Source organism: Bacillus sp. FSL M8-0277, assembly GCF_037975305.1.
Lineage (GTDB): Bacteria > Bacillota > Bacilli > Bacillales > Bacillaceae > Bacillus > Bacillus pumilus.
This window is the reverse complement of record NZ_CP150255.1, coordinates 2,375,895-2,396,381: the sequence shown is the minus strand read 5'-3', so window position 1 is coordinate 2,396,381 and position 20,487 is coordinate 2,375,895. Positions and strand designations below refer to the sequence as shown.

Sequence of the window (20,487 nt, the reverse complement as noted above, 5' to 3'; positions counted from 1 at the left end):
ACTTAGGGAACAGAGGCAAAGGAGTGCAGAGATTTTGAGTAGAAATTCTCGATTTGAACATCGTGATAAGCGCAGAAAGGCCAATATGGTGCTTAACATATTAATTGGTATCGTTGTGGTGCTTATTTTGGTGGTCGCAACGAGTTTATTAATTTTTAATAAACCGAAAGACACAGATGTAGCGAAAGAACCATCTAAAACAGCGCCTGCAACAAGTGAAAATAAACAAAAATCAGATGAAGATGTGAAAGATCAAAAGAAAGACACATCCGATGATTCAGATGCAAAAAAAGATGACTCATCTGATCAAGACGACGATGCGAAGAAGTCAGATGATGAAAAAGAGCCTAATAAAGATGCGTTAAAAGACGCCAAAGAAACAGATGGCGGCAAAACGAGTGACGTAGACAAAACATACGAAAGCGATGACTGGGAGCCTGTAGGAACAGAGCAATCCGGTTCACATACAGCAACCTATGATTCTAACTCAAAAGACTGGAAAGAAATGATGAAAGCCATGTCCTATGCAACGGGAATTTCAGAAGATCAAATGACAGTTCTTTGGTTAGGAAATAACGGGGGCCCTCAAGATGCAAAGGGAACCATCCGTGACAAATCAACAGGCGAACGCTACCGCGTGGAAATCACATGGGTAGATGAAAAAGGCTGGAAACCTGTAAAGGTTGAAAAATTAAAATAAACATGAAAAAAAGATAGCAGCCATGCTATCTTTTTTTAGATATTCGCCTTAAAATGAACAACCGCTGTATACAAAATCCGGTCATCGATCACAGTCGTTTGATGACTGACAGAATGAACGGTCAGCAAGATTGCCTGATTATGTTCAATTTGTTTTTGGATCTTTTGTTCAAGTTCTTTTAAAGACGATGCTTCAAAGAATTCAATTTTATCCTTTAGAAAATCCAACTGGAAATCCATTTGATTCACCTCTCCATACTCTTCATTCATCTTAATCTCTCTCCTCTAAAAGAGCAAATATTTTTCTACCCCTCCCAGTATTTTTTAGTAGGAAAGAAACTGAAGATGTGGTAGGATAGGAACTGTTCGACGGATTAAAACATACTATACGCATAGGAATAAATAGATAAAGTGGAGGGAAAGAAAATGGGACGTGAGTTTCTTTCTTTATTTGATCATTGGGCTGACTCTTATGACGACACGGTAAGTGGTCATGATGAGCAGTATGAAGAAGTGTTTCGCCGGTATCCGGTTATTTTAAAAGAAATTGTTCTGCGTGCAGGTCAAGATGTTCTTGAGTTTGGAAGCGGCACGGGGAATTTAACAGCGGCACTGCTCGCAGCTGATAAGAACGTATTTGGCGTTGAACCTTCAGACGCCATGAAGAAAGCGGCTCTTCAAAAGGGAATACCCGATGTGATTCATGATGGGGATTTTTTATCATTTCCAGCGCTGCCATTTGAGCCGGATACAATCGTCAGTTCATATGCTTTCCACCATTTAACGGACGAAGAAAAAAAACAAGCCATTCACACCTATAGCAACATCCTTCACTCAGATGGTAAAATAGTCTTTGCTGATACAATGTTTCAAAATCAAGCAGCACATCAAGCTGAAATTGACAAAGCGAAAGCGGCAGGATTCGATCAGCTTGCTGAAGATTTAGAAACAGAATATTATCCATCCATCGATGTGCTAAAGCAAATCTTTGAAGAAGAAGGTTTTAGTACGTCCTTTCATCAAATGAATGATTTTGTTTGGATCGTAGAAGCGAAGAAAAGGGAATGAAAGGATGTTTTTGATTTGAAAATCGCAGTCATAGGTGCAATGGAAGAAGAAGTGACGATATTAAGAGATCAACTAAAGAATGCTACACAAGAAAACATCGCTGGGTGTGAATTCACAACAGGTGTTTATGAAGATAAAGAAGTGATTTTATTAAAATCAGGGATTGGAAAAGTGAATGCAGCGGTCAGCACAACACTTCTGCTTGACCGCTTTCAGCCGGATTATGTGATCAATACAGGATCAGCTGGCGGTTTCCATCACACATTAAATGTAGGGGATATTGTCATCTCTACTGATGTTAGACATCATGATGTGGATGTCACGATCTTTAATTACGAATACGGACAAGTACCAGGATTGCCAGCTGCTTTTGTTGCAGACGAAAAGCTTGTGAAGCTGGCAGAGGAATCGGCTTTAGAGATCGATCATATCCAAGTGGCAAAAGGAACGATTGCAACCGGAGATTCATTTATGAATGATCCGGATCGTGTAGCGTTTGTGAGAGAGAAGTTTCCAGAGCTATATGCGGTGGAAATGGAAGCCGCAGCCGTTGCACAAGTTTGCCAGCTCTTTGGAACGCCATTTGTTGTCGTTCGAGCGCTATCTGATATTGCAGGGAAAGAATCCAATGTCTCATTTGATCAATTTCTTGAACAAGCAGCGATTCACTCAACCGACCTTGTCTTGCGTATGATAAAGCAAACTCAATAAAAGAAGGGGATTCCCCCTTCTTTTCCATACAAAGGAAGGGAATCATATGGCTGTCATAAAGGATATTACAGAATTAATTGGCCGCACACCGCTTTTAAAACTGTCAGGAATCGGCATCCCGGAAGGTGTAGAGGTATATGCAAAGCTTGAGATGATGAATCCGGGTGGAAGTATTAAAGATCGTTTAGGTGATATGCTCATAAGAGAAGCATTAGCATCTGGCAAATTGCGCCCTGGTGGAACCATCATTGAAGCAACTGCTGGAAACACAGGAATTGGGCTTGCCCTCAGTGCAAGAAAGCATCAATTGCGGACCATTTTTTGCGTACCAGAACATTTTAGTCAAGAAAAACAACAGCTCATGAAAGCGCTCGGTGCAGAGATTATTCATACACCAAGAAAAGAGGGCATGCAGGGTGCGATTGATCGAGCCCTTGAACTAGAGGCAAGCCTTGACAATGCCTATTGCGTTTTACAATTTAAAAACCAAGTAAATCCATTGACTTACTATAAAACACTTGGCCCAGAATTATGGTCCGATTTGCAAGGAAATATCGATGTATTCGTGGCAGGAGCGGGATCTGGCGGGACTTTTCAAGGGTGTGCTGCCTATTTAAAAGAGCAGCATCCTGCGTTAAAAACAGTTGTTGTCGAACCTGAAGGATCGATTTTAAATGGAGGAGATCCGGGTCCGCATAGAACGGAAGGAATCGGCCTTGAATTTATCCCAGATTATATGGAATCTGCTTTATTCGATGAGATATATACCGTCAGTGATGATGATGCTTTCCAAATGGTGAAAGTAGCTGCTGAAAAAGAAGGCGTTCTCATCGGGAGTTCTTCGGGTGCAGCGTTATTTGCCGCTTTAGAAGAAGCGAAGAAGGCAGCACCTGGGACAGTCATCGTCACCATTTTTCCTGACAGCAGTGAACGGTATTTAAGTAAAGGAATTTATGAGGGAGGAAAATAAAATGAAACGAAAAACAATGATGATACACAGCGGAACAACTGGTGATGAAAAAACGGGCGCTGTGTCTGTGCCGATATATCAAGTGAGCACATATAAGCAGCCGAAAGCAGGCGAACATACAGGATATGAATATTCAAGAACTGCGAATCCAACAAGAACGGCACTAGAAACCGTCATTCGTGACCTTGAAGGAGGAGCAAACGGCTACGCATTTGGTTCAGGAATGGCTGCCATTACGGCAGTGATGATGCTGTTTAACAGCGGAGATCATATTGTCCTGACAGATGACGTATACGGCGGAACGTACCGCGTCATCACAAAGGTACTCAACCGTATTGGCATTCAAGCGACCTTTGTTGACACAAGTGATCCTGAAGCAGTGAAAAAGGCGATTTTACCCGAAACAAAAGCGGTTTACATTGAATCACCAACCAATCCTTTACTGAAAATGACTGATCTCAAAGCGATCGGCCAATTGACAAAAGAAGCCAACATCTTAATGATTGTTGATAATACATTTTTCACACCTTATTTCCAAAGGCCGATTGAATATGGGGCGGACATTGTCCTGCATAGTGCCACTAAATATTTAGGCGGCCACAGTGATGTCGTAGGCGGGCTAGTTGTAACAGCGACGGAAGAGCTTGGGGAAGAACTGCATTTTGTTCAAAATTCTACTGGTGGAATTCTTGGACCGCAGGATTCATGGCTTCTCATGAGAGGAATCAAAACGCTTGGACTAAGAATGGAAGCACATCAGCAAAATGCACAGAAAATCGCTGAGTTTTTAGAACAACATCCAGCAGTCACACGTGTTTATTACCCAGGCCTTGATGCTCACCCTGGACATGAACTTGCAAAAACGCAAGCATCAGGCTACGGCGGCATGATCTCTTTTGACATTGGAAAAGAAGAACATGTCGATGTGTTTTTAAGTCAGCTTAAGCTGTTTACGATCGCAGAAAGCCTTGGAGCGGTTGAAAGCTTAATCTCTGTTCCTGCTCGAATGACTCATGCGTCCATTCCAAAAGACCGCCGCGAGGAGCTTGGCATCACTGATGGGTTAATTCGTATATCCGTCGGGATTGAAGATGTGGATGATTTACTGAATGATATGAAGCAGGGGCTAAACGCACTAGTGAATGGATAGATTTACATGCCACTACCTTTCTTTTACTATGTTAAGCTATCAATAGACATGTTAAACAGGAAGGTGATTCAAGTGAAGAAAAAGTGGAGTGGTTTAGTGACAGATTACAAGCAGTACGCTTTTATTTTGCTTGCTGTCAGCACCTTTTTATATATTGGTACGATCATACCAAGCCAACACATCGAAGCATCTCCAAAAATGCTGATGATGGGAATTGATTGTATTTTCTTATTAGCAGCTTTTCTTTGTGTGAGACGCGCGATCTTTTTTCAAAAGAAACTGCAAGAACTAGATGAAGATTAATTCGAAAAGTCTCCTCATATACGTGAGGGGGCTTTTTTGATTGTATTGGACAATCGGACAAGAATAAATGTAGAAATTTAGTCAAACACACAAAAATCATCTATTTTACTAAAAACAGGTTTACAAAATGGTGCTTGCTGGATATACTAACAAAGTAATTAAAAACGTAAAGGAGGCTGAAGAATATGTTATTCGTATCTACTTGTGAACAATTCAACCAACAATTTCATCATGTCATCAGCCTGTGGAAGAGCTCGTGTCCTTCCTTTACCTTATACGGTGCACACGCTTCAAAACTGTTAAAGTAAACGAGGATTTTACGTATCATCCATTGCAGGTTGGAAGACACTGTCTTTTGATCTGCATTTTTGTGTGCCCACAGGTCAACTGACAAAGAAGATCTGCGGGCTATTTCGCGTGCTGCGAACTGAAGGGAGGTGAGCGTATATGACAATCCATTTATTTTTTATCACATTGACGATCCGACGAAAATACAAAGACATTGAAACAGTTCTTTATGAACAACAAGTCGAAACATTTTATGAAGAAATGAAGCAGAAACAACTAAAGTACATGAACTAAAATACGAAAAGAAAAATGCGAAAAGGAGGAGATTGACATGTTTATGATGCTTGCAATACTTGATTGTTATACTATGGAGAAGGACCAGGTTTAGACACGCTCCACATTGATCATCTGCACATATGATATCCGTAAAAGGAGATTGTGAGGTGATCAACGAATGTCGATGTCACCATATATGAGGTTTCCGTCAGTGGGGCACGGATATGCATCCATTCCGCATTCCTTAAAGCATGGATACGGCAATCCGTACCGAATGCAAAGAGAGCAAGAGGAAATGCTCAGACAATATATGTATCAGTACCGAGCTTATTGGTATTAAAGAAAAGGAGCAGGAAACGTTATCGTTTCCTGCTCCTTTTACATTAGCAAATCCAGCTTGCACCGATGATGATCAACAAAATGAACAGTACAACAAGCAATGCGAATCCGCCTGCAAAGCCGCCACCGTAACCACCGCAGCCTCCAGCATAACCTCCACCAAAGCCCATAATCTAGCACCACCTTTATCTAATCAAGATACATTCATAAAATATGCAGCTCATGCAGAAAACGAAATCAATCTGAGCACAATTAATGAAAACGCCTATTCGGATTAAATTTTTTGAAGTTCTGCGAAACATTTTCTGAAAAGATGCCGTCTAATCAATAACAAATGATTAGGACTAGGTCTTAAACTTTGTTAGGTGTGAGCCGATATGAAAAGTAAGAAAATTCGTAAATAGTTTTATTTACTGGTGCAAAGCAGGTGTTAACATTGATTCAAAGCTGGATTGGAAAACAAATGAGGGAACCAAAAGGCTTGTTCTCAAAATGGGTTGCCCGCTATATGGAAAAAAATCATCATAATATCAATGAATGGACGATTCAACTCTTAAATATACAAGAAAATGACCGGATTTTAGAAATCGGTACTGGAAGAGGCATGACATTATCGAAGGTAGCAGAGAAACTTGATCGCGGTAAAGTATATGGAGTGGATGCCTCTCGCCATATGATCAAATATGCAAAAAGAAAACATAAGAAGCTTGTGGAACAGGATAAAGCCCTTGTGACTCTTGGTAAAGCCGAGCATTTACCTTTTGAAGACAGATCATTCAATAAATTATTTACGGTGCAGACCATTTATTACTTGAAGGATATTGAGCAAGTCATGAAGGAAGTGTACCGCGTTCTTCAAGTGGATGGAGAAGTATTCTTATCATTCCAACAGCAGGAACTGATGAAGGAACAAAAGCGGTCACATTCTTTTTCATCGTATAGTGAACAAGAGATCAGCCGCCTATTTTCAGCGTATCACTTTAGAGAAGTTTCGGTTTATCACTATGATACATACATCTGTATCAAAGCGTTAAAATGATGAAAATATTTCCCAGGTAATGAACAAGCATTCTAAAAGAGGCTCTTCGTGAGAGGAGCTTCTTTGCGTGTCATTGAATCATGTTTGAACGAATTAAAAAAAAGTCTCTTCACCAGAAGAGACTTTTGTATATGATGTAGGCGCCAGCCAGGTGTGTAAGGAATGATAGTATATATAAGGAATTTGTTTGTCGATTAAGGATACCTGTCTGGCTTATTTATTATATCGACACCGTTCTTCAAAAGTTTAGCTTTTTTTTCAATATTTTCTTTTTTATTTGACTGGAAGATACATTTTTCTCTCCGTGATAGACATTTTTCGCTTTTTTTTATCAATTGTGCCATTTGGAGCAGGGAATTGCTTCAGAAGTAGAGAAAATTGTAGAGACTTCATTTTTAAACAAAAAGGGAGGAATGAAAATATGTCGGGAAACAAAGGTGTCGTTTATAAAGGAGCAGGAAATGTAGCAGTTGAGGATATTGGATACCCTGATTTGATTTTAAGAGATGGCCCGGGTGTACCGAAAGCCAATGTGGGGCGCAAATGTGAGCATGGCGTCATTTTAAAAGTAGTGACGACGAATATTTGCGGAAGTGACCAGCACATGGTGAGAGGTCGTACCACTGCGCCTGCAGGACTAGTCCTTGGTCATGAAATTACAGGTGAAGTCGTTGAGGTTGGACGAGATGTGGAGTTTATTCAAAAAGGAGACCTTGTGTCCGTTCCCTTTAATATTGCTTGTGGACGATGCGTCATGTGTAAGGAACAAAAAACCCATGTGTGCTTAAATGTAAACCCGGACCGTCCAGGCTCTGCCTATGGATATGTCGATATGGGCGGATGGGTTGGCGGCCAATCCGAGTACGTCATGGTGCCGTATGCAGATTTCCAGCTGCTGAAATTTCCAGACAAAGATCAAGCGATGGAAAAAATACTTGATCTGACGATGCTTTCCGATATTTTCCCGACAGGTTTTCACGGTGCATATTCGGCTGGAGTAAAGCCTGGTTCAACCGTATATATTGCCGGTGCAGGGCCAGTAGGTCTTGCCGCAGCGCATTCCGCTCAGCTTCTTGGCGCTTCTACGGTCATTGTCGGTGATTTGAATGAACAAAGGCTGGAGCAGGCCAGAAGCTTTGGCTGTGAGACGATCAATTTAAGAAAACATGATCGAATCGGCGAACAAATCACCAATATCTTAGGAGAGCCAGAAGTAGACTGTGCCGTCGATTGTGTTGGCTTTGAGGCTTCAGGTCATGGAGATCAAGGAGAAGCGCCTGCAACCGTTTTAAATACAATTATGGATATTACCAAAGTTGGCGGTAAACTCGGAATCCCAGGGCTTTACGTCACAGAAGACCCAGGTGCAGTGGATGCTGATGCAAAAGTTGGATCACTGAAAGTGCGAATTGGACTCGGCTGGGCAAAAGCCCATACCTTTGTGACAGGCCAAACCCCTGTCATGCAATATCACCGCAGTCTAATGAAATCCATTTTAAGCGGAAGAGCACAAATCGCCAAAGCGGTGAATGCAACCGTCATTAACCTTGATCAAGCCCCTCAAGGATACAGCGACTTTGATTCCGGTGTAGCGAAGAAATTTGTCATTGACCCGCATGGGGTGATTTCTAAATAATGAATCAATGAGAATAATCGAAAAAACTTACGGGAGATTATATCCTGTAAGTTTTTTTGTGTAAATAGACTTTTAAGATTCAGAGGTTTCCATTCTAAATATAAGAAACAAAACTTACACAGCCACTGATTAGCTTTGTTTAGTTATTTAGAATGATCAAATCTCTCAGTAAGTTGTTATAACAGTCCTTCTTTTATTTAATCTAGAGTTGATCTCTGCTAGCCATGCAAGAGTATGTAGTCCTCTGTTAAATCCACAAATGCTTTTAAAGCAGGGGACATCCATTTGTTTTTATGCCAAAATAGTTGAATTTTTGTTGAGAAACTGGGTTCCACCCAATTGATTTTGATGATATTGCCTTCTAAAATTTCTCTTTTCACAGAAATTTCAGGAAGTACAGCAATTCCTAAGCCAGCCATTACACATTTTTTTATGGCTTCTACATCTGCTAATTCTAGTTTACTTCTCGGTTTTGCTCCCGCTTGTGTTAATGAATGTTCAAAGGCGTAGCGATAATCACAGTCTTCAGTTAACAACAATCTTTGCTCGTTCAAATCAATTGGATATACTTTTTGTTTTTTGCTCAAAGGATTTGTTGGGCAGCATACAATGGCCATCGGTTCATCTTTTAATTCTTTTACAAGTAAATGTGAGGATACTACAGGATTCATGGACAATAAAGCGACATCAATTTGTCCTTCTAATAATAGATTTAGAACATCCTTTTCCGCTATTCCTGGGCGGAAGATCAGTTCGACTTTTGGATACTTTGTTTGAAAGTCCGTTAAAATGTGAGGAAGCCGGTAGGTGCATTGTGTTTCAGATGCACATATTCTCAAAATGCCGCTTGGCTCATTCATTCCGCCAACAGCCTCTAATGCTTCCCCAGTTAAGCCTAAAATTTTATCCGTATAATGTTGAAATTGTTTGCCAGCTTCTGTTAAGACCACCCTTTTTCCAAGCCTTTCAAATAGAGGGGTTCCTAGCTCTTCTTCCAGTGCAACAATATTTGCTGTGATGCTAGATTGAGCATAACCAAGCATTTGTGCAGTTTTTGTAAAGTTTAATACTTTTGATGCTGTTTGGAACATCATCAGTTGTTTGATCTCCAACTTCAAGCCTCCCTAAATCGGATCAGCCGATTGATATCATCAGAAAACCTCTATAGATTGATCATAACATTTTTACTATCATAAAAGTAAGCGCTTGCAAGTTGTGTTATTTCAAATATTCAGATTTGCAAAGGGGAGATGGCTTTGTTTGAAATGATTGTCAATTCAGTGAATGATTTTTTATGGACATATATTTTAGTAGTCATGTTAATCGGCATAGGAATCTACTTTACAGTGAGAATGAAATTTATGCAAATTGTCTTACTAAAAGAGATTTTCCGTTCTATTTTTGAAAAAGCGCCCAAAACCAAAAAGGGAAGTCATGAAATTTCATCTATGCAAGCTTTTTTTATTGGAGCTGCTACAAGAATTGGTACTGGAAATATGGCAGGCGTTGCGATTGCCATCACAGTGGGCGGTCCAGGAGCTATTTTCTGGATGTGGTTTGCGGCCGTTTTAGGGGGAGCTTCTGCGTTTGTTGAAAGTACACTAGCTCAAATTTATAAAATTAGAACAAATGATGGATTTAAAGGGGGACCAGGCTACTATATTCAAAAGCAATTCGGAATGAAGTGGCCAAGCAGGGTTTTTGCCTTTTCTGTTATTCTTAGTTTCGGCTTAATTTTTAACGCTGTACAAACGAATACAATTACAAATGCCTTTCAATATTCATTTGGGATCAGCCCAATTGCCATGGGGCTATTTGTCACAATTTTTACTGCTTGCATCATTTTTGGTGGTGTCAAGCGAATCGCTAATTTTACACAAATCATTGTGCCAATTATGTCGGCATTTTATATCATTTTAGCACTTTATGTGATTGTCACAAATATCGGTGCTGTACCCGCGGCATTAACAAGTATTATGAAAAGTGCGTTTGGGTTAGAGCAAATCGTTGGGGGCGGGATTGGTGCTGCGATAATGAACGGTGTAAAACGTGGGCTCTTTTCCAATGAAGCAGGAATGGGAAGTGCTCCAAATGCCGCTGCTGCCGCTAATGTTTCGCATCCAGTAAAACAAGGGTTTGTTCAATTATTAGGTGTATTTTTTGATACATTAGTTGTTTGTAGCTGTACTGCCTTTATTATTATGCTATCGACAGTAGAAACAGCTGGTGAATTATCTGGTATCGAAATTACACAAGCAGCAATGGCACAGCATTTTGGATCTTGGGCTAGTATTTTCTTAGCATTTGCTATATTTACTTTTGCTTTTAGTTCTATTGTAGGTGGCTACTATTATGGTGAAGCCAATATCGGTTTTATCCATAAAAGTGTAACAGCGCTATTGATGTATCGAATTATGGTATTAATGATGATCATGTTTGGGGCTGTGGCCAACATACAAATCGTTTGGACTTTGGCCGACTTGTCGATGGCCATTATGGCAATTGTCAACTTGATTGCGATTGCAATTCTAGGCAAGTTCGCTTTTGCCGCTTTGGATGATTACATTCAACAAAGATTGTTAGGCAAAGATCCTGTCTTTTATGCATCTAGCATACCAGGTTTAAAAGAAATAGAATGGTGGGGAGCAGAAAAACAAACTGCTAACTCCATAAACACAAATGAAGGAGTAGAAAAATCATGATGAATTTTGAATATCATTGCCAAACAAAAATGATGATGGGGACTGGTCAATCAAAAGAAATCGGTTCTATAGTAGAAGATATTGTATTGCCGGGTGCCACAGTTATGCTGGTGACGGACTCTGGTGTGAAGAGCGCAGGGCTCGTTCAGCCTATTGAAGCGTATTTGCAGGAAGCTGGTTATCCTGTCGTTGTATTTGATCAAGTATCTCCAAATCCTAGAGATAGTGAATGTCTAGCTGGTGCAGAGCTCTTTAGAAAAGAACAAGCATCAGCGGTCATTGCGATTGGTGGCGGAAGTCCAATGGATACGGCGAAAGCGATTGCTTTATTAGGTCCAAATGGCGGCATTCCTGAAGATTATATATCAGGAAAGAAGGCGTATGCTAATCTATCTCCATTAATTTGTATTCCAACAACGGCTGGTACTGGTTCTGAGGTGACCCGTTCATCTGTCATTACGTTAGCTGCTTCACATAAAAAAATCACATTAAAGCATGGCTTGCTTCGGCCAACCATTGCGATTTTAGATCCTGCTCTTACATTGACGGTGCCAAAAGGCATAACAGCCGCAACAGGCGTGGATGCATTGGTACATGCTATTGAAGGCTATTCATGTAAAGTAACAAATCCTATTTCCAAAGCAATGGGTTCAAGTGCAATGGAGATAATTGTGAAATACTTACCCAAGGCATATGAAAATGGATCTGATCTAGAAGCGAGATACAAAATGCAGGAAGGGAGCTTACTAGCCGGCTTATGCTTCGGTTCAGCCGATGTCGCAGCCGTTCATTGCTTAGCAGAAGCACTTGGTAGTCTTTATGATACACCTCATGGTATCGCAAACGCGGTATTTTTGCCTTATGTTATGCAATTCAATGCAGTCGAAAACAAGGTATTACACGCAGAGCTTGCCAAAATAATGAGCTTTGCAGATAAAACGGATTCAGATGATGTGGCGATTCAAAAATTAATTGATGGCATGTATACATTCACAAAAAAATTAGGTATTCCAGCACTAAAAGATTTATCTTATGTAAAAGAAGAGGATTTTGAAAAAATGGCTGAATTAGCAGAACAAAACGGCTCTACATCAAGCAATGTTCGTACTGTTACGAAAGCCGACTACTTAGATATTTTAAAGGCTGCTTTTTAAAATCACCATATAGAAAAATAGAATCAATGAATTCCAAAGAAACACCCTCTTCATGACACGATCACTTGGAGGGTGTTCTTTTATGTTTCATGTGGCTAGGTATCGTCTATATATGAGTGGTATGATAGACGACAACATCTGATGGAGAAAGGGTTGGATAAACAATGAAATTTCACAATAAAACCGTTATCATCACAGGCGCAGCCAATGGAATTGGTGAAATGATCGCCTGGGGCTATGCAAAAGAAGGAGCACGAGTGGTGCTTGCGGATATAGATGAAGAAAAGGGTAAGCGCTTGGAGGAAGAGCTAAAAAAAGAATCATTAGAAGCTTATTTTAAGAAAACGGATGTGACGCAAGAAAAGGAGATTCAGCAGTTCATGTCGTTTGCGGCGGAGCGCTGTAAAACGATTGATATTCTCATTAATAATGCTGGTGTCATGTGCACAGTATCGCCTTATGAATTAACGCTTGATGAGTGGGATCGTGTGTTACAGACGAACCTAAGAGGGACTTTTTTATGTGCAAGAGAAGCAGCACGTTATATAAAAGAGAATCCAAAAGGCGGTTCTATTGTGAACATTTCATCCACCCGCGCGACCATGTCAGAGCCTCATACAGAAGCATATGCCGCATCAAAAGGCGGAATATCTGCGCTGACTCATGCCTTAGCGGCTTCTTTTAGTTCGGATCATATCACGGTGAATAGCATTTCACCTGGATGGATTGAAACGAAGGATGAGGAGAATCTTCGAGAGATCGATCACCAACAGCATCTTTCCAATCGAGTCGGCACGCCAAAGGATATTGTGAAGGCCTGCTTTTATTTAACCGATGAGGAGAATCAATTTGTGACCGGCACAGATTTAGTCGTTGATGGCGGCATGACCAGAAAGATGATCTATGCTGATTAACTTGAAAAAACATTGACGCTTTGATCAAGGCGCAGTACAATATGTAACAATTCAACTGAAGATCGTGATGAAATAAAGACATAGCGCAAATAGAGAAGAGTACATCATGAGCTGTCCCGCACAGAGAACTCCGTGAAGCTGAGAAGGAGCCGGGCAGCATGATGGAACCAAGCCTCTTAGCTCTGCACCGGATTCCTTCAGATGATGGTGCAGCGATATTCTCCCGTTACAGAGATGGGTTCATGATGACCTGCTAAGGTTCATCTGGCAACAGATGAATAAACTGAGGTGGCAACGCGGAGTAAATCCCGTCCTCAAGACAGAAATGTCTTGGGGGCGGGATTTTTTTATGACAAATAGGGGGAAAAGTGATGAAAAAACATTGGCGGGATATGAGTTTGCTGCTTGGAGCCATCGGAATTGCGAACATAGGAGAATGGATTTATATGATTGCTCTCCATCTGCTCATTTTTCAAGAAACGGGCTCTGTGCTGGCTGTAACAGCTGTCTATATGCTGAGACCGGCTGCGGCTCTTTTGACAAACAGCTGGTCTGGCAGTTTGATTGACAGGCTGAATCAGCGGAAAGTGATGATCAGCTTAGATATCAGCCGAGCTATCCTGATCGCATGCATAGCCTTTGCGTTATTTTCAGGACATCTGCTCATCCTGTATGTGATGGTGTTTCTCATTCAAATGGCACAAGCGATGTTTCATCCAGCGTCGATGGTCTATATGACAGGATTGATCCCGGCGAATAACCGAAAACGGTTTAATGCCATTCGCTCATTATTACAATCGGGTGGGTTTTTACTTGGCCCCGCTGCAGCAGGTCTGCTTTTTTTAGTCGGTACACCTGTTTTTTCAATTTATATAAATGCGATCTGCTTGTTGGTATCTGCTCTGTTAACAATGTGTTTACCGAATTTGCTCAAACAAGATGCTGGCCAAAAGGGTTTTACCCTTTCAATGTTAAAAGAGGATGCGAGGCTTGTTCTTCGATTTAGTTTGACATCACGCCAAATTATGGCGGTGTATTTATTATTTAGTGCCGCTATCACGGTACTTCCTACTGCCATTGACTCTCTTGAAACAGCCTTTGCAAAAGAAGTGCTTCTGCTAACTGATACACAATATGGTCTTCTTGTGAGTATAGCTGGGGCAGGCATTATCGCAGGCGCAGGTCTCAATTCGGTGATTGTGGAGAGGCTGCCTGTTTCGATCATGCTTGGGATTGGCAGTTTGTTGGTGGCATGTGGCTATCTCATTTATGCTTTTTCCAGCACATTGTTTATAGCCGCTGTTGGATTTTTTATATTAGCATTCTTTTTAGCATTTGCGAACACAGGTTTTATGACTTTCTATCAAACGAATATCCCGATAGAGGTGATGGGGAGGGTAGCCAGTTTTTATGCTTTAGTTGAAGCCATTCTGACGATCATGCTGACAGGTGTCTCTGGTGGGCTTGCACATGTTTTATCAATCCGAACCTCCGTTGTCACCGGGAGTCTATGTATGCTTCTTGTCTGTTTATTGCTATGTTTTGTCATCTTTCGTCCATTGACTGGCAAAAAGATAGTGCATCCTACTTAGAAAATTAAAAAAATTATGTTATGATTATTTAAGTAAGTTAATTAAATTGATGAGAAAAGGAGTCTTACACATGAAAGCACTACGCTGGCACGATCAAAAGGACATTCGACTAGAGGAAATTGATGAACCAAAAGTTGCTCCAGGAAAAGTGAAACTTAAAGTGAAATGGTGCGGCATTTGTGGTAGTGATTTACATGAATATCTAGGAGGACCTATCTTCATTCCAGTGAATGAACCTCATCCACTGACAAAAGAAAAAGCACCTATTACACTGGGGCATGAATTTTCTGGTGAGGTTGTTGAAGTAGGAGAAGACGTCAGCAATTACAAAGTAGGCGACCGAGTGGTTGTTGAGCCTATTTTTGCAACTCACGGACATCAAGGTGCTTACAACTTAGATGAAAACATGGGCTTTTTAGGACTTGCCGGAGGCGGCGGTGGATTCTCTGAATATGTATCTGTCGATGAAGAATTACTTCATTTATTACCAGACGAAATTTCATATGAGCAAGGGGCACTTGTAGAGCCTTCAGCAGTTGCTTTATATGCGGTTCGTTCTAGTAAAGTACAAGCTGGGGATACAGCGGCTGTGTTTGGTTGCGGACCAATTGGCTTGCTTGTTATTGAAGCATTAAAAGCAGCTGGTGCTACTGATATTTACGCAGTAGAATTATCTAAAGAACGCCAAGAAAAAGCGAAAGAGCTTGGAGCGATCATTGTTGATCCTTCTCAATATGAAGATGTTGTTCAAGAAATTGCACGCCGTACAAACGGTGGCGTCGATGTTTCTTTTGAAGTGACAGGTGTACCTGTTGTATTGAAGCAAGCAATCCAATCAACTAGAATTTCAGGTGAAACAGTCATTGTAAGCATTTGGGAAAAAGGCGCAGAAATTATGCCAAATGACATCGTCATTAAAGAACGTACAGTTAAAGGGATCATCGGCTATAGAGACGTATTCCCATCTGTATTAAACTTAATGAGAAAAGGCTATTTCTCTGCTGATACACTCGTTACGAAAAAAATCAAGCTTGACGATGTAATCGAGGATGGCTTCAATGCATTAATCAATGAAAAAGATCAAGTGAAAATTTTAGTTAGTGCTGAATAGTAAGACAACGAAGGGGAATGGCAAAAGCCATTCTCTTTTCTATTCATAGTGATCAATCAATGGAAAGAGCAGGACAATTTCCTTTAACACACTTAAAAAAAGGTGAATAAATGGATCAAAAAAAGTCGATCAGGTTCTCGTGCCTGATCGACTTTTTTATCGTCCAAGAGATCTTCCGTACACGCTGACTCGTTTCTCTAACAAGGCAAAAGCGAGTTCAAAGAAAATGCTCAGCAGCCAATAGATCAAAGCAGAGACGAGATACGTTTCTAAAAACTGATAGCCGTCGTTCGCAATGATTCGGGAAATCCCCATGATCTCAAGTACTCCAATCGTAAACGAAAGAGAGGTGGCTTTTAATAGCTGAATGAGCTGATTGCCTAAGTTTGGCAGGGCTACCACAAATGCCTGCGGCAAAATAATGCGCATCATCGCTTGGCGTGTCGTCATCCCCACAATTTTTGCCGCTTCAAGCTGTCCTTTGTCTACCGCAAGAAGTGCACTCCGAACGACCTCTGTTAAATGGGCGGCTGAATGAAGGCTGAATGTAATAAGGGCAACAGCTAATGGAGAGACCATATCTGGATGAAAGGTCAGCCCGAATGTACCGCTCACTTTGGTTAGAACAAAAGGAAGTCCATAAAAGAAAGCGAACAACTGAACAATAAGAGGCGTTCCTCTAAAAAAGGAGACATAGAGCGTCACAAGCTGCCTGAGTACAGGAATGCGGAAGAGACGAATGAAAGCAAAAACAGATCCAATCATCAGGCTTACAGCCATGGAAACGAGTGCAATCAATAATGTAAAAGGAACGCCTTTTAGAATATGAGGTACTTGGTCAATCGCAAATTGAATATCAATGGTTTGCATCAAATCGCCTCCTTAACGTGACAGGCTGGTGCGGCCTTTTACAAATTTCCTTTCAAGCAGCATGGTGATCAGTTCAATACTCATGCAAATAAGCCAATACACAATCGCAATGATCACATACACCTCAAACAGACCGATTCCGTAGTTATTTCCTAAAATGATCTTCACCTGCCCCATGATATCAATGAGTCCGATTGTAAAGGCAATTGCCGTGTCTTTGACGAGATCAATGGTGTAATTTCCGAGGTTCGGCAGTGCAATGAGGAAGGCCTGCGGGATAATGATCCTAATCAACGCTTGTGTATCTGTCATCCCAACAATGTAGGCGGCCTCCAGCTGATCCTTCCCGACAGATGAATACGCACTGCGAAAAACTTCAGATAAATAAGCGCCCGTATGTAAAGAAAACGTCATCATCACAAATAACACACGATCCCAATGATTGATTTGAATCCCTGCCACAAGCAAAAGCTGAGGCAGTCCAAAATAAATCAAGAAAAGCTGAACAATTAAAGGTGTACTCCGTGTAAAAGATAAATAAATAACAGCCAATTGCTTCAGCACTGGGATTTGCTTGATGCGAATACATGCAAATAGCAAGCCGATGATGATGGCAAAAAACAATGACACGATAATAATGAGAAAAGTGAGTGGCAGGCGTTCAAGCACCTGTAAAAAAATGCGCAGCCAATCTCCAGCTGTAAACGTCATGACGCTTCATTCCTTCCTTCATTTTGATCGCCTTGCTCTGAGATGTCATCAATATCTTGAAAGAAATCAATCCCAAACCACTTTTTCGCCAGCTTAGGCAGTGTTCCATCATCAATCATCTCTTGTGTGATCCGGTCCAAATCTGCTGCAAGCTGCTTTTCGCTTGGCTGTAAGACAAGAAAGATAGGTTCCTTTGACACAATGCCGCCAACTTTGACCTTTAGGTTTAAATGTTTTTGAATGGTATCAAAGGTTGAAATGTTCATAAAAGCTGCATCGGACCGTCCGCTTTCAACGCGCTTTAAGTTAAGTTCATTTGAAGGACTCTCAATAGTCGTCAGCGGAATATCCGGATCATGCTCTTTATTATATTGATTTAATATCGAACGCAAGCCTCCGCTAGGGCTGACAGGAGCCAGCTTTTTAGATGTCATATCATCAAGCGATCGAATCTCTTTGTCTGATTCATTCACAATTAAACCTGTCATCGAATAACCATACGGAACCTTAGGGTAAAGGAAACGCTTTTCACGTTCAGGATTACTAAAAAACCAATTAGCCGCCATTTCAAACTTCCCTGCGCCTACACCAATTAAATTCGATTCTTCCTCGCCAAAAATGTAATCAAAATGTACGTGAGGAAGTCTATTTTCCACTTCATTTAAATAATCAATGTTATAGCCAATCGGTTCGTTTCGGTCATTTGTTGCTAAAAAGGGTGGATTGACCTCTGCACTCAGTGCGACTTTTACAATTTTTCTGCCATCGTCGGTCGTGGTTTTCACACTGCTGCAGCCCATCAGAGAAAGAAAAAGCAGAAGGACACCGGACATCATGAATGCTGTCTTTTGTTTCATTTGTCTTTCTCCGATTCTTGCCACATGCCGCGATGAATTCTTGATAAAAATTGTTTCGTTCGTTCATGCTGTGGCTTCAATAGGACGTCTTCTGGTGAGCCTTTTTCAACGATTTCGCCATCTGCCATAAAGATCACCGTATCCGCCACGTCCTTTGCAAAAGAAATTTCATGCGTCACAATGACCATCGTCATGCCTTGACTTGCAATATCTTTGATCATTTCTAGAATTTCTCCTACCATCTCTGGGTCCAGTGCCGACGTAGGTTCATCAAACAAAAGCACTGAAGGGTTCATCGCAAGTGCGCGGGCTATGCCAATTCGCTGCTGCTGACCGCCGGATAATTCACTCGGAAATGCATCTTTTTTATGAAGCAGTCCAATCCGCGTTAAAAATTGCTCCCCTACCTTTTCAGCTTCTTTTTTAGACATGTTTTGAGACACGATCAATCCTTCTGTAATATTTTCAAGTGCTCGTTTATTCTGAAACAAGTGATAATGCTGAAACACCATGGAGGATTGCTGCCTGAGTTTTAGCAGATCTTTTTTATGATATCGTTCAAATTGAATCGTGGCTTCACCAACCGTCAGCTCACCATTGTCTGGAATATCGAGGCTGTTTAAGCTGCGAAGAAGTGTTGTTTTTCCTGACCCGCTCGGTCCAATAATGGCGACCACTTCACCTTCTTGTACGGTGAAATCAATGCCTTTTAACACATGGGTCTGCCCATAAGATTTATGTAGATTAGTAGCTGAAATCATAAAAGCATCACGTTCCTTTGACATATGTACTTAATATTGATAAAATTTAACACATTAAATCCTATAAGTAAAGTGTGTTTTATTTATTCCGATTGGAAAAATCAGATATGATAGATTGTGAGATATAGAGGAGTTGGATACGTTTTGTCTAAAGCATTATTTGTCGATACCGATTTTCAAAAAACATGGCTCAATCAACTAGAATCTCTTCGTGAAACGATCGAACAAACGGCAAAAGAACATGATGAAGGCGCTTATTTTCCTGAAAAAAATATTGAATCATTAGTAGAGATGGGCTATACGACGTTGTCTCTTCCTGCTGAATATGGAGGCGGAGGTCAATCTGTGAAGGATATGGTTCTGTTTCAAGAGACGCTCGGCAGTATGGACGGAGCGACCGCTTTATCAATCGGCTGGCACCAAGGGGTTGTAGGCGAAATTTACGAAAAGAAACAATGGAATGAGCAGCAGCTGCAATTCTTTGCGGAAGAAGTGAAGAAGGGCGCCCTTGTCAACCGTGCCGTGAGCGAGGCGCAGACAGGCAGTCCAACAAGAGGCGGGAAGCCTGGGACAACAGCCACTAGATCAGGTAATGAGTGGATCATCAATGGACGTAAAATTTTCACAACGATGTCACCGGCGCTTACATACTTTTTAGTCGGCGTATGGATCGAGGAAAAAGAGGCCATGGGCTTCTTCTTAATTCATCGTGAGACAGAAGGTGTTTCAATAGAAGAAACGTGGAATGTTGTGGGCATGAGAGGAACTGAAAGTCATGATTTAATCTTAGATCAGGTGAAGGTTTCAGATGACATGCTTGTGGAGGTGCAAAAAGGGCCGCGGGGTGTTACGCTAAATCCTTGGATTGCACATATTCCTTCCTGCTATTTAGGGATTGCGCAAGCGGCAAGAGACTATGCTGTTCAGTATGCCATCACACACTCACCGAACAGCATCACCGGCACAATTAGTGATCTGCCAAATGTCCAAACACTGATTGGCGAAATCGACTTACTATTAAAGCAAGCACGCCACGTCATCTACTCAACGACCACTTTGTATGAAAAGCCAGAAAAAAGAGAGCTGTTAATCAATGAATTTGGTGCTGTGAAGCATACCGTCGTTAATCATAGTTTGCAAGTTGTCGATAAAGCTATGCGTTTAGTGGGTGCGAAAAGCTTAAGCCTAGACTGTCCACTGCAGCGTTACTATCGAGATATTCGTGCCGGGCTCCATAACCCGCCAATGGACGATATGACGATATCAAAAATGGCGAAACAGGCCATTCAAGAGAAAAAAGAGAGCTAATATATATAGCAAAAAGCCGGATATAAAC

General features: G+C 41.2%; 22 protein-coding genes, 1 pseudogene and 1 other annotated feature. Of the genes and pseudogenes, 16 read left to right on the top strand and 7 right to left on the bottom strand.

The genetic code is table 11. The features are described 5' to 3' along the window. Positions 1 to 34 precede the first annotated feature (34 nt). Entirely contained in the window at positions 35 to 700 is a 666-nt protein-coding gene (locus tag MKZ05_RS12085) for a YrrS family protein (protein ID WP_050943687.1), read from the top strand. Positions 701 to 735: 35 nt separating this feature from the next. On the opposite strand, the gene MKZ05_RS12080 is transcribed toward MKZ05_RS12085, so the two are convergent. After that, entirely contained in the window at positions 736 to 939 is a 204-nt protein-coding gene (locus MKZ05_RS12080) for a YrzA family protein (RefSeq protein ID WP_034620637.1), read from the bottom strand. 186 nt (positions 940 to 1,125) lie between these two features. Here MKZ05_RS12080 and MKZ05_RS12075 point away from each other — a divergent pair, with 186 nt between their 5' ends. The 7 genes from MKZ05_RS12075 to MKZ05_RS12045 all read left to right on the top strand — a co-directional run bounded on the left by MKZ05_RS12075 (position 1,126) and on the right by MKZ05_RS12045 (position 5,805). After that, entirely contained in the window at positions 1,126 to 1,767 is a 642-nt protein-coding gene (locus MKZ05_RS12075; protein WP_050943688.1) for a class I SAM-dependent methyltransferase, read from the top strand. A 15-nt stretch (positions 1,768 to 1,782) separates the two neighbouring features. After that, a complete protein-coding gene (gene mtnN / locus MKZ05_RS12070) occupies positions 1,783 to 2,478 on the top strand; it encodes a 5'-methylthioadenosine/S-adenosylhomocysteine nucleosidase (RefSeq protein ID WP_050943689.1) in 696 nt (231 codons plus the stop codon). 46 nt (positions 2,479 to 2,524) lie between these two features. Continuing rightward, entirely contained in the window at positions 2,525 to 3,448 is a 924-nt protein-coding gene (locus tag MKZ05_RS12065) for a cysteine synthase family protein (RefSeq protein WP_137054929.1), read from the top strand. Between the two features lies 1 nt (position 3,449). Then, positions 3,450 to 4,598, top strand: coding sequence for a bifunctional cystathionine gamma-lyase/homocysteine desulfhydrase (locus tag MKZ05_RS12060; protein ID WP_003216259.1), 1,149 nt, complete (start codon positions 3,450 to 3,452; stop codon positions 4,596 to 4,598). Between the two features lie 72 nt (positions 4,599 to 4,670). Next, the gene (locus MKZ05_RS12055; RefSeq protein WP_003216296.1) at positions 4,671 to 4,901 is read left to right on the top strand and encodes a YrhC family protein; all 231 of its coding nucleotides are present in this window, start codon (positions 4,671 to 4,673) and stop codon (positions 4,899 to 4,901) included. A 447-nt stretch (positions 4,902 to 5,348) separates the two neighbouring features. After that, positions 5,349 to 5,483: a YrzI family small protein gene (locus tag MKZ05_RS12050; RefSeq protein WP_012010698.1), complete on the top strand. Its 135-nt coding sequence runs from the start codon at positions 5,349 to 5,351 to the stop codon at positions 5,481 to 5,483. Between the two features lie 166 nt (positions 5,484 to 5,649). Continuing rightward, a complete protein-coding gene (locus MKZ05_RS12045) occupies positions 5,650 to 5,805 on the top strand; it encodes a hypothetical protein (RefSeq protein WP_223251167.1) in 156 nt (51 codons plus the stop codon). A 43-nt stretch (positions 5,806 to 5,848) separates the two neighbouring features. Here MKZ05_RS12045 and MKZ05_RS12040 read toward each other — a convergent pair. After that, positions 5,849 to 5,923 (bottom strand): annotated as a pseudogene (locus MKZ05_RS12040) (YjcZ family sporulation protein); the annotation flags it as partial. A gap of 317 nt (positions 5,924 to 6,240) precedes the next feature. Between MKZ05_RS12040 and MKZ05_RS12035 the strand changes: the two are divergent. Further along, a complete protein-coding gene (locus MKZ05_RS12035; protein ID WP_339162418.1) occupies positions 6,241 to 6,843 on the top strand; it encodes a methyltransferase domain-containing protein in 603 nt (200 codons plus the stop codon). Positions 6,844 to 7,264: 421 nt separating this feature from the next. Further along, positions 7,265 to 8,479, top strand: coding sequence for a formaldehyde dehydrogenase, glutathione-independent (fdhA, locus tag MKZ05_RS12030; protein ID WP_339160244.1), 1,215 nt, complete (start codon positions 7,265 to 7,267; stop codon positions 8,477 to 8,479). Positions 8,480 to 8,697: 218 nt separating this feature from the next. On the opposite strand, the gene MKZ05_RS12025 is transcribed toward fdhA, so the two are convergent. Next, positions 8,698 to 9,591, bottom strand: coding sequence for a LysR family transcriptional regulator (locus MKZ05_RS12025; protein WP_339160241.1), 894 nt, complete (start codon positions 9,589 to 9,591; stop codon positions 8,698 to 8,700). Positions 9,592 to 9,729: 138 nt separating this feature from the next. On the opposite strand from MKZ05_RS12025, the gene MKZ05_RS12020 reads away from it, so the two are divergent. The 5 genes from MKZ05_RS12020 (at position 9,730) to MKZ05_RS12000 (ending at position 15,952) form a co-directional block, all read left to right on the top strand. After that, complete coding sequence (locus MKZ05_RS12020) at positions 9,730 to 11,181, top strand: alanine/glycine:cation symporter family protein (RefSeq protein ID WP_217012241.1); 1,452 nt, start codon at positions 9,730 to 9,732, stop codon at positions 11,179 to 11,181. Continuing rightward, entirely contained in the window at positions 11,178 to 12,335 is a 1,158-nt protein-coding gene (locus MKZ05_RS12015) for an iron-containing alcohol dehydrogenase (RefSeq protein ID WP_339160238.1), read from the top strand. The genes MKZ05_RS12020 and MKZ05_RS12015 overlap by 4 nt, the downstream gene beginning before the upstream one ends. Positions 12,336 to 12,499: 164 nt before the next feature. Then, complete coding sequence (locus MKZ05_RS12010; protein ID WP_339160236.1) at positions 12,500 to 13,249, top strand: SDR family oxidoreductase; 750 nt, start codon at positions 12,500 to 12,502, stop codon at positions 13,247 to 13,249. Between the two features lie 77 nt (positions 13,250 to 13,326). Then, positions 13,327 to 13,568: a binding site (T-box leader), on the top strand. A gap of 52 nt (positions 13,569 to 13,620) precedes the next feature. Then, positions 13,621 to 14,841: an MFS transporter gene (locus tag MKZ05_RS12005; protein ID WP_321999411.1), complete on the top strand. Its 1,221-nt coding sequence runs from the start codon at positions 13,621 to 13,623 to the stop codon at positions 14,839 to 14,841. Between the two features lie 70 nt (positions 14,842 to 14,911). Further along, a complete protein-coding gene (locus MKZ05_RS12000) occupies positions 14,912 to 15,952 on the top strand; it encodes a 2,3-butanediol dehydrogenase (protein WP_050943700.1) in 1,041 nt (346 codons plus the stop codon). 156 nt (positions 15,953 to 16,108) lie between these two features. Here MKZ05_RS12000 and MKZ05_RS11995 read toward each other — a convergent pair whose 3' ends face one another. The 4 genes from MKZ05_RS11995 to MKZ05_RS11980 are packed head-to-tail and all read right to left on the bottom strand — an operon-like array spanning position 16,109 to position 19,151. Beyond that, complete coding sequence (locus MKZ05_RS11995) at positions 16,109 to 16,822, bottom strand: amino acid ABC transporter permease (RefSeq protein WP_050943701.1); 714 nt, start codon at positions 16,820 to 16,822, stop codon at positions 16,109 to 16,111. A 12-nt stretch (positions 16,823 to 16,834) separates the two neighbouring features. Next, positions 16,835 to 17,533 (bottom strand): amino acid ABC transporter permease, encoded by a 699-nt coding sequence (locus tag MKZ05_RS11990; protein ID WP_137054937.1) that lies wholly within the window; start codon positions 17,531 to 17,533, stop codon positions 16,835 to 16,837. Then, positions 17,530 to 18,390: an amino acid ABC transporter substrate-binding protein gene (locus MKZ05_RS11985; protein WP_339160233.1), complete on the bottom strand. Its 861-nt coding sequence runs from the start codon at positions 18,388 to 18,390 to the stop codon at positions 17,530 to 17,532. Before MKZ05_RS11985 ends, MKZ05_RS11990 begins: the two co-directional genes overlap by 4 nt. After that, positions 18,387 to 19,151, bottom strand: a complete 765-nt coding sequence (locus tag MKZ05_RS11980; RefSeq protein WP_339160231.1) for an amino acid ABC transporter ATP-binding protein — start codon at positions 19,149 to 19,151, stop codon at positions 18,387 to 18,389. The genes MKZ05_RS11985 and MKZ05_RS11980 overlap by 4 nt, the downstream gene beginning before the upstream one ends. A 144-nt stretch (positions 19,152 to 19,295) precedes the next feature. Between MKZ05_RS11980 and MKZ05_RS11975 the strand changes: the two genes are divergently transcribed. Then, the gene (locus MKZ05_RS11975) at positions 19,296 to 20,459 is read left to right on the top strand and encodes an acyl-CoA dehydrogenase family protein (protein ID WP_339160229.1); all 1,164 of its coding nucleotides are present in this window, start codon (positions 19,296 to 19,298) and stop codon (positions 20,457 to 20,459) included. Positions 20,460 to 20,487 lie beyond the last annotated feature (28 nt).